This is a genomic window from Campylobacter suis (assembly GCF_905120475.1).
GTDB lineage: Bacteria > Campylobacterota > Campylobacteria > Campylobacterales > Campylobacteraceae > Campylobacter_A > Campylobacter_A suis.
In genome coordinates, this window is record NZ_CAJHOE010000004.1 from 15,881 (window position 1) to 29,233 (window position 13,353).

Sequence of the window (13,353 nt, forward strand, 5' to 3'; positions counted from 1 at the left end):
TAAGAGAAAGCCATGCTAGTACATATCTGCTGTTCGGTCGATAGCCACTACTTTTTACAGCGCTTGCGTAAGGAGCTACCAGATGAGCCACTTTTGGGTTATTTTTACGATCCAAACATCCATCCATACAGCGAGTATCTAATGCGCTATGAGGATGTAAAGCGCTCGTGCGATAAGCTTGGCATTGAGCTTTTGATGGGTGAGTATGAGTATGAGAGCTGGCTTGCTGGCACGAAAGGGCTGGAGGATGAGCCTGAAAAGGGCAAGCGATGTGCGTACTGCTTTGACTTTCGCGTGGGAAACTCGGCAAAAAAGGCGGTCGAGCTAGGGCATAAAAGCATTACGACGACGCTTTTAATGAGCCCCAAAAAAGACTTCACTCAGCTTACTAACGCGCTTAAAAGAGCGGTTGATGGCACAGACTTAGAAATTTTTGCTGTTGATTTTAGAGCGGGTGGTGGGACAAACGAGCAGTTTGAGCTAGCAAAAAACGACAAGCTCTATCATCAAAACTACTGCGGTTGCATTTTTGGACTTAGCAAGCAAAGGCAGGCGCAAGGTCTGCCGCTAGCAGAGCTTATGAGTGATGTTAACGCAAGGGTATTGCCTGGTAGTATCGAAGAGAGGCTTGCGCTTTATGCTAATGTGCGAGAGTGTGAGAGTAAGGGCTTGAAATTTGAGCTTTTTAGACGGCAGTTTTTAAACTACCGCTTGCTTAGAGGGCTTGTGAAATTTGATGGCAAGGCGGTGCCTAGCTATTTTGTTTTTTACTCAAATTTTAAGCGAAAAAGCATCAAAATCTCATTAAAAACCAACGAGCAAATCGCTACAAATTTACGCGATGGTGTTATCCTGTTAAGCCTTACTAAGCTAAATGAGCTTATGAAAACTAGCTTTAAAAGCGTTGATGAGCTTTGTAAAAGTGAGTTTAGCCTAGACTTTGAGCTTGCGCTTAGAGCAAAGATCTCGGGCGCTATGAGTCTAAATCCTATAATCGTGCTTGAGAGCGTACTTGCTGGTAAGTACGAGATAATAGCTAGTTCGGAGCTATATCACGATAGCTGTGAGGTTTTAGAGTTAGATTAGGTTGTTTAGTTTTAAAACAAACTCAACCCTGCCTACACCAATTCGCATATCTCGTGCGATAGTCTCGACACTTTTACCCTCGTTGTAAAGACGCATTATCTGACCTTCGTCATTTTCTGAGCTTGGAGAGAATTTATTAATCTCTCTTGTGCGCTCTTCAAGATGGTAAAGTCTGCTTTGCTGATCGCTTGCAAACTCATCCATGACACTACCCATGTTGTTTAAAGCACCTATTATCGGAGCTAGCTTGTCATCTAGTGTTTGTTCAAGCTTTGTTTTCAGCCTGTTTTCGATGTCTTCTTCTGAGATGTTTTCGCTGATTGGAAACTCAAGTGCTTCTATCTGTTTTTTTAGAGTAAAATTTTCTTGCATAAGACCTTCTAATGCCTTTTCATAGCGGGAAAAACGGCGATTATTTTCACTCTCTTTTATTAGTAAAAATAGAAAAAATATAGCCAAAACTACTAAAACACCAACTACTAAAATGGTTTGCATCTCATCTCCTTACGAATTTGCACGCATTTGCCTTATCATCACACGCTCTCTTGCCGCCACATAAGCGCCCCAGTCTCCCTCATCATCCTCATGAAGTCTTGTTATCTTGCAAGTTTTATCATCCATAGCTTTTAAAAATAGTGCTAGCGTTCGAACTGGAAACATAGGTAGTAAAATTCTCGCATAATAACACTCATCTTTTACAAAAGCTGGCTCGCTAACTTTAATGTATTCAAAGTTAATGTGTGTTATCTGTGCTTTTCCTAGTAGATTTATACGAGGTTTTTTAGTGCCGCTTAATCGCTCGTTTAAGTCATCAAATTTTCTATGAAGTTCAATGAGAAGTGTTAGTAAAACCTGATCGCTCTCTTTGGTCTCGCCTCTTGCTTTTGCCCTTTTTAGCCATGCACCAAGCGGGTCTTCTTCGTTTTGTGTGATATTGCTAAACTCACGCAAAAAACCATCTTTATCGTTGCTTTCTATATCAAATTCTAGCTCTAAACTAGCAGGTATTAGCCGAATTTCACTCATAACAAACTCACTAAAACAAATATAAAAAATAATATGCTAATATAGCCATTTAGTGTAAAAAATGCTCGGTCGATCTTTGTAAAGTCTACTCTTACTATCTGATGTTCTTTGTAAAGTATGACTCCGCTTATAAGCACTCCTATGTAAGCCATCGCGCCAAGCCCTGCCGCCCATGCAAAAAGCAACCAAAAAATAGTTGCAAGTGCGTGAAAGATGGCAGAGATAAACATAGTGGCATTTGCCCCATATATTGATGGGATACTAAAAAGTCCGTTGTTTTTGTCAAATTCAATATCTTGTAGTGAGTAGAGCAGATCAAAGCCAGCCGTCCAAAACACTATACCAAGACAAAGTAAGACGCTCCAAAGAGTAATCTCATTTGCCACTGCTACCACGCCAGCGATCGGTGAAAGACCCAGGCAAAGCCCAAGTACAAGGTGAGCTAGTGGGCTAAAGCGTTTAAAAACTGAGTATCCACCAAGCACAAAAAGTATCGGAAAACTCAGCCAAAAAGCAAGCGAGTTTATGCAGGCTGCAACGATTATGAAGATTGCTGCATTTACGATGATGAAAATTTGTAAATTTTTGCGACCTATGCGTCCATCTACACTTGGACGAGTAGCTGTTCTTGGGTTAAGCTTATCGATGTCTTCGTCTTTGTAGCGGTTAAAAGCCATGGCAAAATTTCTAGCTGAAACCGCACAGATAAGACCTAAAAATAACAACTTAAAGCCAAACCAAGGCGAGGCATTTGTTTCGTTGCTTGATACTATCATTGCTGTAAAGATAAAGGGTAGAGCAAAGACGGAGTGTTTAAATACTATTAACTCGCCTATATCACTTAAAGTTTTTAAAAATTTTTGCATATCTTTCCATATATTTTTTATATGATTTTACAATCTTTTGCTTTAAAGTAAAATAGCACGCCCAGTTTTAGCCTATTTTTAACGGATTTTGTTAAAATGTTTGAAAATTTTGGAGGTTAAATGTTTAAACAGCTTGCGATCATCGGGACAACTGCAAGTGGCAAGAGCGCTCTTGCTATTGAGCTTGCAAAAAAAACTCAAGGTGTTATCTTAAGTCTTGACTCGCTTTGTTTGTATAAGCAGATAAATATCGCAAGTGCAAAACCAACTTTAGATGAGCTAGCAAGTGTGCGACACTTTGGGATAAATGAGATTAGTGTTGATCAAAATTTTAGTGCTGGTATGTTTTTTGAAATTTATAAAAAAGCCCTTGCATACGCAAAACAAGCAGATGTTGCTCTTATTATAACTGGTGGAAGCGGCTTTTATCTAAAAGCTATGCTTAGTGGGCTTACCCCAGATGTTGCAAAATGTAAAACTCCAAGCAATACTGAAATTTATGAACTTGCAAGCAAGGTAGATCCAAAATTTTTACACAAGATAAGTCAAAATGACAGCTATCGTCTTGAAAAGTGGTACCAAATTTATACTTTCTCCAAAACAGTACCGAGTCTTTGGCTAGAACAAAATACTAAACCACCACTTATATCAGGGCTAGAAATTTATGAAATTTTATGGGATGTGCAAGAGCTTAGAGAGCGCATAAAGCTACGCACAAAGCTAATGCTAGAGCAGGGCTTGCTAGATGAAGCTAGAATGCTTTTTGATAAATTTTCATCAGAGTGCAAACCTTTAAAGTCAATAGGGTTAAAGGAGTGTGGAGAATTTTTAAATGGGCTTATTGCAAATGAAGATAAACTTTGTGAGCTTATAAGTGTTCACACTGCGCAACTTGCAAAGAGACAACGCACATTTAATAGATCCCAGTTTGAGAGAAAATTTGTTGGAAATTTAGAAGAAGTAAAAATTCAAGCGATTAAATATTTAAAAGATTAAAGGGGCATGAGCCCCTAAAATCAGTGGAGTTCACTCCAAACTTTGCGCTTCCATAACCATGCAAAAATTCCAAAGATAAGGAAGTATATCATCGAGCCATAGCCTACGCTCTCTCTTTGTGCTTTTTTACTATCGCCAGTTTTTTCTAGATAGTTGATTAGCTGATCAGTACTCTCTTTGTTAAGCCCAACACGAGGCATTGATGTGCCAGCTAGTACTTTTTGAGGGTCATTGATAAGCTTTTCAAGATAGTTATCTGAGTTTTTAGCTCTTATCATCATAGAAAGATCTGGTGGATTTGAGCCCATATATGCTGCTAAATCTATACGGTTTGTAAGAGTGTATTTATTATCATACTTGTTGTCGTGGCAGCGTTGGCAAGCATCTTCAAAAAGTTTTGCATCACTTATGCCGTTATTATCTTTTTTATACTGCTCACTAACAGATTTTAGGTATGCAACAATATCTGCAAGTTCAACATTTATATCCCCACCAGTACCAAAAAATGGCAACATCGGAAAAGGCTTCTCGTCATTAAATTTATGAGAAAGTTTAACTGCTAGCGTAGGGTTTTTGATGACAGCTGCCAAGAATTTCTCATCATAAATTGATCCTGAAGTGCTAAGATCAGGAGGAACAACGCCAAAGCTAGCGCTTGTAGTAGCAGCATCCATTGTAGCTGGCATATCAGCAGCTTCTATGCCGTGACAGCCTGTACAACCAGCGGCTAAAAATGTCTCAGCTCCTCTTTTTGCATCACCTTTTGTGAAGTCGATAGCCTTTATCTCATTCCAAAATGTAACATACTCATTTAATGAAGCTTCCGCTTTTGCAGCTTCGATTTTAGCTTTATCACCAGTTGCTTCGATGGCCGCAAGGGCAGCTTTTTTGGCTTGGATCACATGGTTTGCCTGTGCTTCATCAGCTTTTGAGTAGTCAAAATCAGCTTCAGATGTATGGACATGAAGCTTTGAATGAGCATAAGGCTCAATACCCCAGTATAAAACGCCAGAGAGAAAAACAACTATGGCAAAAATTTTAAGCTCTTTCATAATTATCCCCTTCTCTTTTCGATTATGCTAATAGCTGGAAGCATGACAATAAATAAGAATAAAAATAGCACTGAAAAACCAAAACCTAACCAATCCATAATGCCACCAGTTGGAACTTTACCAAGTATAGAAAGTGCTATAAGGTCGATCACAAGTAGCCAAAACCATATAAAAAATAGCGGTCTTTTATGTGCTGGTGCAACTACTGGGCTTTGATCAAGTAGTGGTATGATCATAAATGCCGCTCCAGCAAATGCAAATGAAATTAGACCTATGTTTGAAGCTGTTATGCCAAATATATCAAAGAAAAAGCCTCTTAAAATTTCATACTGCCATAAGAAATACCACTCAGGGTAGATATGTGGTGGAGTTTTTAGTGGGTTTGCAGGCTCAAAGTTGATAGGATCCATCGCAAAACCGTAGTTAAAGCATACAAGATACATGAAAAATATCATGAAAAACCCAACATACATAAAGTCTTTTGCTAAAAATCCAGGCCAAAAAGGTATAACTTTTGACTTAGCCTTATCGCCCTTTAGATAAATTTCTGCCTCAACTTCAAAGTCAATCTCTTCACTAGTTTCGTTATTGACATGAGGAATTCTAAGTGAGTAAAAGTGTATAACTAAAACAGCTATTGTAACAAGCGGTAATAAGCAAACATGAAGCATAAAAAAGCGCGTAAGTGTCGCATCGCCAACTGCATAATCGCCCCTTATCCACTCAACTAAGTCAGGTCCTATAACAGGTATAGCTCCAAAAAGCTGAGTTATAACAGTCGCTGCCCAGTAACTCATCTGACCCCAAGGTAGCATATAGCCACTAAATGCCTCTGCTGAGAAGCATATAAATAGTACCATGCCACTTATCCAAATGATCTCGCGACCCTTTTTGTATGAACCATAGTAAAGACCAGTAAGCAAGTGGATATACATTATAAGAAAGATGACAGATGCTGAAACTGCGTGTATATGACGCCACAACCAGCCGTACTCAACCTCTTGCATGATAGTTTTATTAACGCTGTCAAAGGCTAAATTTACATCTGGTTTATAATACATAAGTAGTAAAAATCCAGTTATAACAAGTAGCATAAAAAGTGTTGTGAGAATAACACCCATCGCCCAAAGGAAGTTAATATTTTTTGGTATCCAGTACTCGCTGACTAAGACTTTCATCAGTTTTGTAACTGCCAAGCGTTGATCAAGCCAGTCAATAACGCCAGTTGATTTATGAATTTGTGCCATATTTTACCCCTTATGCTTTACCAGCTAGTTTTTCATACTCTGGACTTGTCTCGCCAAGAACTAGCTTTGTGCCATCTATCTTAAACGGAGGTATCTCAAGCGGGCGTGGTGGTGGTCCAAATGTGTTTATGCCATCAGTGTTAAATTCTCCAGCATGACAGGCGCATATAAAAGTTTGCTTTGAAATTTTATACTCAGGGATACAGCCAAGATGAGTACAAAGACCGATAACTACGGTATATCTTGCATCTCCTACAACAACATCACGCGCATCATTTGGTGCCATGCTTGCATCTTTTTTAAGTATAAAAATAGGCTTTTTACGCCACTCTACTTGTCTCATCTCTCCATCTTTCATTGGAGATAAATCAACGGTCGTAAAACCAGCCGCTTTGACGCTAGGAAGCGGATCCCATGTTTTTTTAACGGCTACAAGCGATATGGCGCCACCTGCTGCGGCTACTGCACCGAATGCAAGACCGATAAAACTGCGTCTTTGTTGTTCTACGGACATACTATTCCTTTCGTGAATTTTAAGATTTACTTGAATTATAACGAAAAAGTATTAAAAATTTATAATAAAATTATTGTTGCTTTGGTTATAAGACAGCTTTAAAGAAACTATTTTTTAAACAAAGCCTTAAAAAAATCTAAATTTAGCGTTAGTGAGTGTGAATAAGCATCAACAACAACACCAGAGTATTTATCTGTGTTTTCTAAAAGCATATTGGCGTAGTCTTTAAGCTGCAAATTTATCACCTCTTGCTCGCTATCATTTCGCCACTTCATCATCTCATCTTTGCTGCTAAATGCTGGGAAAAATCGCTCACCACTCTCATCATCTTGGAGTAGGGCAAATTTTATATTTGAGCCTTCTTCTTCAAAAACTGCGCTTCCATCAGGATTTGCCAGCGGTGCAACAAGTATGATCGGTGCTAAAAACTGAGCCTTTTTAAGCTCTGCTATCAGCTTTATCTCAGTTTGTGTATCTGGTGTGTTTTTAAAATTCTTAATCGCTTCAATCAAACTCATCTTAGTCCTTAAAATATAAATTTAACATACAAAAAACAAAGGCAAAATATCCAGATAAATAAAACACTTGCTAGGATAAACGGCTTTAAGCCCATATTTTTAAAGGCATTTTTGTTTAGGGTGGAAGCCAAGTGCGCACATAGCCATACAGAGTAAAAATACACAAAGCCAGTTTAAAACAGTTAGTAAAATTTCTGGTAAGTTTAGTAGTGAATTTATGCAAGCTACGATAAAAAAATAGAGTGCAAAAAATGGAAATACACTCTTTTTTTCGCCCGAGGTTTGCTTAAAAATTCCAGATAGCAGTATCAAAAAAGGCACTAGCATCAAAACTCTAAGCATCTTAACTATAACTGCACTTTGCTTTGCTTCATCGCTAATAGCAGCTCCAGCGGCGATAACATGTGCCACTTCGTGAAGTGAAGCACCAGTAAAAACACCCATAAAAACATCATTAAAGTCCAACAAATTTAGTCTAAAAATAATAGGATAAACAAACATAAAAGTTGTTCCAAAAAGAACGACTGTGCAAATAGCTGTGGCGATCTCTTGTTCGTTTGATTTTATAGTGCTAGAGCCTGCCATTACCGCAGCAGCCCCGCATATAGCGCTTCCAGAGCCAATAAGAGCACTCAAACTCTTGCTAAGCCCAAGAAATTTACCTACAAAAAGTGCTATAAAAAAAGTGCTAAAAACTACTAAAAAAGCTAGTATTAAGGCGTTTGAGCCAAGCTCTGTGATATTTTGAAAATTTATACGAAAGCCAAATAAAATAATGCCAAGTCTTAAAATTTGCTTTGTTGAGATAGTCAAAACTCCGCTTTCTTTTAGTAAGTGTGCTTGATGTGGTAATAAATTCGCAATCATCATACCAAGTATGACTGAGATTATTAACGGACTAATGTAAAGTGTTGAAAAAGGTGGAAAAAGAGATAGTAAAAGTGAAAAAGATACAAGAAAGATAAGGCAAAACCAAGCAAATTTATGGGTAAAAAAATGCTTTAAGCTTTGCCCTATCATCTCTTACATGCGCTCTTTTGCTACAATGCCCATGAGTGCAAGTGAGGTTTTTATACTAAGCGCAACAAGTGCAAAGAGCTTTAGTAACACATCTTCATTTTGGCTACCGACAACTCTGTTTTCGTTATAAAATTTATGAAAGCTCGCGCAAAGAGATTTTAGATATTCTGGTAGTTTTTGAAGTGCTTTTTGTAAAAATGCATCTTCTAAAACTTCACTTAAAGTAAGTGCCTCAAACAACAAATTTTTCCCATTTTCATCAAGCTCTCTAAGGTCTGCGTTAGCTATGCTAGAGATTGGTTTTCCAGCTTTTTCAAAGACTTGGTTTATCCTTGCATGAGCGTAATTTATATAATAAATTGGATTTGAGCTATCCTCTTTTTTAAGCTCATCTACATCAAACTCAAGACTGCTCGTATTTGCCTTACTTATAAAGATAAAGCGTAAGGCGTCAGCACCTATTTCAGCAGTAATATCGCTCATAAGTATAGCATTGCCTGCTCGCTTACTCATTTTGTAAGGCTTGCCATCTTTTAGCAGGCTTACCATTTGCATTAGTAAAATTTCAAGTCTATTTTCATCATATCCTAAGAAATTTATAGCTGCCTTTAAGCGTGTTATATATCCGTGATGATCTGCTCCCCAAATGTTTAAATACTCATCATACCCGCGCTCAAATTTGTCATTATGATAGACTATGTCACCAGCTAGGTAGGTTGGTCTGCCATCATCACGCACGACAACACGATCACTATCGTCATTTAGTTTAGTTGATGCAATGTATGTTGCGCCATCTTTTTTATACATCTGTCCTGAGCGCTCAAGCTTAGTAATAGTCGCGTCAAGCTTGTCATAATAGCTTTTTTCACTAGCCCAGCTTTCTATAAAGATATTTGCCTCTGCTAGATCTTTTTTGATGATGTCAAGGACTATATCTTTGCCAAATTCTGCTAATTCAAGGTTTCTGGTTTCATCTGTAAAAATTTCTTTACCAAATTTAGTAAATGCAGTATTTGCAATATCTGCGATATAGTCGCCTCGGTAAAATTTTTCTGGATATGCAACATTTTCACCGAGTAAATTCTCTTTAGCCCAAAGACTAATGGATGTGCCAAGCAAGTCTATTTGATTGCCTGCGTCGTTGATGTAGTACTCTGTGGCTATATCATAACCAATATACTTACCTATGCGTGCTAGAGTATCACCATAAACTGCGCCACGCACATGCCCTATATGTAGCGGACCAGTGGGATTTGCGCTTATGTATTCGATTAATAGGCTTTTTTGTTTAGGTTCTGAGCCAGCAAAATTTTCGCCACTATTTAGCGCTTTTGTTGCATAGTCGTTTAAAAAAGCCCCTTTTAACTTGAAATTTAGGTAGCCATTTACTGCACTAGCTTCAAAAATTTCACTATCTGCAAATTTGCCTGCAAGCTCTTGGGCTATGATCATTGGGGAGCGTTTAAGCTCCTTTGCCAGACTAAAAGCTATCGGAGTTGCGTAGTGAGCTAGGTTTTTATCTTTTGGTTTTTCAAGCACAAATTCACGCTGTAAAACCTTGAAAATTTCAGCTTTTACAATATCTTTCAAAGCTTATGCCTGTGTTTTTTCTTCTACTTTTGCTTCAGTTGTCTTGACATCAGAAGTTTTTTCCTCGACTTTTTCTACCGGCTTTTCATCTTCCATCTCGGCTTTAAAGCTCTTTATGCCCTTGCCAAGACCTTTTGCAAGTTCTGGAATTTTCTTTGCTCCAAACAATAAAACGATGATCGCAAGTATTATTAATAACTGCTGAACACTGATACCCATTTTTCACTCCTTAAAATTAAAACTTTGATTTTATCATAAAATTTTTAAAATTTAGCAATCTATCCAATTTTCTACCGTTTGTCTAAGGTTGATATTTGTGCTTTTAAGGCGCATTGCACGCACGATAGACCTTAGTCCTTTGTAGCTTTTTTGTATATCATCATTTATTAAAAAATAGTCGTATTCTAATATATGCTCCATCTCTCCAACCGCGTTCATTAAGCGGTTTTCGATAGTTTTGGCATTATCAGTCCCGCGGCTTTCAAGCCTTTTTTTAAGCTCTTTTTTGTTTGTTGTGGTGATAAAAACTGATGTGATAAGGCTTTTAAATTTTTCTCTTGCTATTGCAAACCCCTGTACATCGATGTCAAAAACAACTATATTACCAAGTTCAAGTTGCTCTTTGACTGGTTTTAAACTGGTGCCATAGTAGTTTTTGTGCACTTGAGCCCACTCTAAAAACTCATCGTTTTTTATACCTTCTTCAAATTCCTCTTTGCTGATAAAATTATAATGAACCCCGTTTATCTCGCCATCTCTAATAGCTCTAGTTGTGCTTGATATAGAGAAGTAAATTCCTTTTTCTTCAGAAAAAAGGCGTTTTAAAAGTGTGCTTTTTCCGCTTCCGCTAGGTCCTGAAACAAGTAAAATTTGCCCCTTCACTCGTTTTCCTCAAAGCTTATATTTATCTTAATATTCATGCCTTTTAACGCTTCTCTTATCGAGCTTGCACTAATTGAGGCGGAAATTTGCTGTGAAATTTGCTCTTTTATTTGAGAAACAACTTCATTTGGCTCAGCAATCTCTTGCGCTTTTGTCTCTTTTATTTCATTAGCTGTTAGGATCTCAGGTTTGTTTGCTGGCATACCAAATGCCAAAAGCATAGCATTTTCAGAGATGTCATCTATATCTTGCATAGCGCTAGTATCAATGTTTGAACTTAAAATTTCATCATTTAACTCATCTTTAAATTCACTTACTAAATCGCCTTGTTTGTTGGCTTTATTGGCTGTTTGCTCTTCTTTTAAGGCCTCATCAAAAATATCTTGTTCTATCTTTTCTTCTTGCATGTCATCTAGATTTTCGTCCATTTGTGTTTCTTTTATCTCGGTCAAATCTTCAGCTACATCATGCTTTTCTTGCTCCATTAAAATTTCATCATCTGTTAAATCTGTTTTTTGAACACTATCTAGTGCTAAAGTATTGATGTCAAGCTCATCAAGCATATCTTCATTTTCAAGCTCACTCTCATCAACAAGTGATGGAATTTCTTGATGTTTTATCTCATTTTCAAGCACGCTCTCGTCAATCTCGTCATCAAGGTTTATTTGACTTTTTTCAGAAGTTTTTGCCTCATCATCAAGTTCAATCTGGCTTTTTAGCTCTGCTTCATCTAAACTAAGCTCATCATCTGTAGCTTTATCTAAGTCTTCATTTTCAAGCTCATCTAAAATTTCAGGCTCGCTTTCATCTATTTCATTTAGGGCGTTTTGTATATTTTTTATCTCATCATCTTCGCTTATATCGCTAAGTTCATCTACAAGGTTGCCTACATCAAATGTCTCTTTGTTTGTAGGTTCGCTTGGTTGCTCTATAATCTCGTCTGACATGTGCTCTATCTCATCAAGAACAGAATTTGCGTCATTACTAAGCTCATTTGCTTGCTCTTCTTCAAAATTTAGATCGCCATCATCAAGATTAATCTTATCGTCGCTTGTTTCAGGAATTTTATCGCTATCTTTTTGTGCTTCATCTAACACAAGGTCATCAAGGTCAAATTCATCTCCATCGCCCTTTATCTTGGCATTATCATCTATGCTAAGCGCCATCTTATCAAGCGTGTTGTCCATATCTTCATCTTGTGCTTTTTCATCTTCTGGTTCGCTTAAATTTAAGTTCATCGCAATATCAAGTTCGTTGCCTATGTCAAGTTCTTCGCCTATATTAAAAGCACTTGATATATCGAGTTCTTCTGGCTCTTGTAAAGGTTCTATGTCTGAAATTTCTGGTAGCTCAAAGCTATCAAACTCTGCTTCTAAATTTGTATCTTCATCTACAAACACACTCTCAGGTTCTGTCTTTGTGCTTGGTTGCTCTTGTGGTTTGTTTTGCTCAAAAAGTGTTAAAAATTCTGTTGGCAAAAATGGCTTTTCAAGGCAAATTTCACCGACTTTTTCACTGCCACGAGGCACTAAGTGCATCACTTTGCTAGCCCACGCGCTAAGTGTTTCGTCACTGGCATCTACATCGCTATCAATAATAGCAAAATCAACTTTTTCTTCAAGCAAACTCGCATCATCAAGCTCGATATACTCAGCGCCTATCTTGTTTAAGCTAAGAGTTATGAGGCGAGAAACAGCTGGATTTTTATTGATCAATGCAACTTTCATGGGCTCTCCTTAATAAATTCCTAATTTTATGATATTTTTCATTTTGCTTTACTTAATTTTAGAAAAATAATGACGGATAGTCGTTTATTATGCGTAGCGTAAGGTCTGTAAAAATTTTCATAATACCCGCTAAAATAGCCACCAAAACAGCAAAACCGATGGTTATTTTTATAGGATAGCCGATCACTAAAAGGTTAAATTGTGGCATTGTTTTCATAAGCATGCCAAAGATCAGATCAGCCAAAAGTGATAAGGCTATGATCGGAAAAGCTAACATAAAGCCAAACATAAAGAGGTTTAGCATCGCTTTTGAGGCATAGATGGCAACTCCTGAACGCGGATAAAAGTCGCCAAGAGGTATGTGCGCAAGCGAATTTGCGTAAAACTGTATAAGCAAATGATGTCCATCAAAAATTAAAAAAGTAAGTAGAGCCATGAAATTTATGATATTTGCGATGACTGGTGAGTTTGTGCCAGTTTGCGGATCAAGAACTGTTGCCATCGAAAAGCCCATAACCATAGAAATTTGCTCCCCGGCCATTGAAAGAGCCCCGAAGATGATATTTAAAAGCAAACCAGCGCAAAGCCCGAGCATGACTTCACCTAGTATATCAAAAATCAAGAAATTTATAGGGTTTTCATGAACTTTTGCAAGCGGGAAAAGGACGATACTAAGTGCCATAACGAGTAGTGTTTTTACGCTTAGTGGAATTTGGTTGTGTGAAAAAAATGGAAAAAATACAACAAGTCCGCTAAGCCTAGCGAAAAGTAGCATAAATTTTATCACTTGGTCTGCACCAAAAAACTCCACTAATTCCATTTTTGCCTT

At 37.7% G+C, this 13,353-nt stretch carries 15 protein-coding genes; 2 read left to right on the top strand and 13 right to left on the bottom strand.

Annotation, left to right across the window (positions count from 1 at the left end; all coding sequences use genetic code 11):
• Nucleotides 1-12: 12 nt before the first annotated feature.
• Nucleotides 13-1,086: an epoxyqueuosine reductase QueH gene (locus tag LQV35_RS07115; protein ID WP_230057180.1), complete on the top strand. Its 1,074-nt coding sequence runs from the start codon at nt 13-15 to the stop codon at nt 1,084-1,086.
• Here the strand turns inward: LQV35_RS07115 and LQV35_RS07120 are convergent.
• The 3 genes from LQV35_RS07120 to mqnP are packed head-to-tail and all read right to left on the bottom strand — an operon-like array spanning nt 1,078 to nt 2,978.
• Nucleotides 1,078-1,581 (bottom strand): DUF6115 domain-containing protein, encoded by a 504-nt coding sequence (locus tag LQV35_RS07120; protein WP_230057181.1) that lies wholly within the window; start codon nt 1,579-1,581, stop codon nt 1,078-1,080. The two genes, LQV35_RS07115 and LQV35_RS07120, sit on opposite strands and share 9 nt — an antisense overlap.
• Nucleotides 1,582-1,590: 9 nt before the next feature.
• A complete protein-coding gene (locus LQV35_RS07125; RefSeq protein ID WP_230057182.1) occupies nt 1,591-2,112 on the bottom strand; it encodes a hypothetical protein in 522 nt (173 codons plus the stop codon).
• Entirely contained in the window at nt 2,109-2,978 is an 870-nt protein-coding gene (gene mqnP / locus LQV35_RS07130) for a menaquinone biosynthesis prenyltransferase MqnP (RefSeq protein ID WP_230057183.1), read from the bottom strand. Before mqnP ends, LQV35_RS07125 begins: the two co-directional genes overlap by 4 nt.
• 120 nt (nt 2,979-3,098) lie before the next feature.
• On the opposite strand from mqnP, the gene miaA reads away from it, so the two are divergent.
• Nucleotides 3,099-3,974 (top strand): tRNA (adenosine(37)-N6)-dimethylallyltransferase MiaA, encoded by an 876-nt coding sequence (miaA, locus tag LQV35_RS07135; protein WP_230057184.1) that lies wholly within the window; start codon nt 3,099-3,101, stop codon nt 3,972-3,974.
• Nucleotides 3,975-3,994: 20 nt separating this feature from the next.
• Here the strand turns inward: miaA and LQV35_RS07140 are convergent, their stop codons facing one another.
• From LQV35_RS07140 to fliR, 10 genes are all read right to left on the bottom strand, one after another.
• A complete protein-coding gene (locus LQV35_RS07140; protein WP_230057185.1) occupies nt 3,995-5,026 on the bottom strand; it encodes a c-type cytochrome in 1,032 nt (343 codons plus the stop codon).
• 2 nt (nt 5,027-5,028) lie between these two features.
• A complete protein-coding gene (locus LQV35_RS07145; RefSeq protein ID WP_230057186.1) occupies nt 5,029-6,273 on the bottom strand; it encodes a cytochrome b in 1,245 nt (414 codons plus the stop codon).
• Nucleotides 6,274-6,283: 10 nt separating this feature from the next.
• Nucleotides 6,284-6,787, bottom strand: coding sequence for a ubiquinol-cytochrome c reductase iron-sulfur subunit (gene petA, locus LQV35_RS07150; protein ID WP_230057187.1), 504 nt, complete (start codon nt 6,785-6,787; stop codon nt 6,284-6,286).
• Nucleotides 6,788-6,894: 107 nt separating this feature from the next.
• The gene (locus LQV35_RS07155) at nt 6,895-7,305 is read right to left on the bottom strand and encodes an SseB family protein (protein ID WP_230057188.1); all 411 of its coding nucleotides are present in this window, start codon (nt 7,303-7,305) and stop codon (nt 6,895-6,897) included.
• 99 nt (nt 7,306-7,404) lie between these two features.
• Nucleotides 7,405-8,325 carry a YeiH family protein gene (locus tag LQV35_RS07160; RefSeq protein WP_230057189.1) on the bottom strand — a complete coding sequence of 307 codons (921 nt, stop codon included), beginning with the start codon at nt 8,323-8,325 and terminating at the stop codon, nt 7,405-7,407.
• Nucleotides 8,326-8,328: 3 nt separating this feature from the next.
• Nucleotides 8,329-9,915, bottom strand: a complete 1,587-nt coding sequence (gene argS / locus LQV35_RS07165) for an arginine--tRNA ligase (RefSeq protein WP_230057190.1) — start codon at nt 9,913-9,915, stop codon at nt 8,329-8,331.
• 3 nt (nt 9,916-9,918) lie between these two features.
• Nucleotides 9,919-10,134 (bottom strand): Sec-independent protein translocase subunit TatA/TatB, encoded by a 216-nt coding sequence (locus LQV35_RS07170; RefSeq protein ID WP_230057191.1) that lies wholly within the window; start codon nt 10,132-10,134, stop codon nt 9,919-9,921.
• A gap of 51 nt (nt 10,135-10,185) precedes the next feature.
• Nucleotides 10,186-10,797, bottom strand: a complete 612-nt coding sequence (gene gmk / locus LQV35_RS07175; protein ID WP_230057192.1) for a guanylate kinase — start codon at nt 10,795-10,797, stop codon at nt 10,186-10,188.
• Nucleotides 10,794-12,524 carry a hypothetical protein gene (locus LQV35_RS07180; protein ID WP_230057193.1) on the bottom strand — a complete coding sequence of 577 codons (1,731 nt, stop codon included), beginning with the start codon at nt 12,522-12,524 and terminating at the stop codon, nt 10,794-10,796. The genes gmk and LQV35_RS07180 overlap by 4 nt, the downstream gene beginning before the upstream one ends.
• A gap of 58 nt (nt 12,525-12,582) precedes the next feature.
• Entirely contained in the window at nt 12,583-13,344 is a 762-nt protein-coding gene (gene fliR / locus LQV35_RS07185; protein WP_230057194.1) for a flagellar biosynthetic protein FliR, read from the bottom strand.
• Nucleotides 13,345-13,353: the final 9 nt, after the last annotated feature.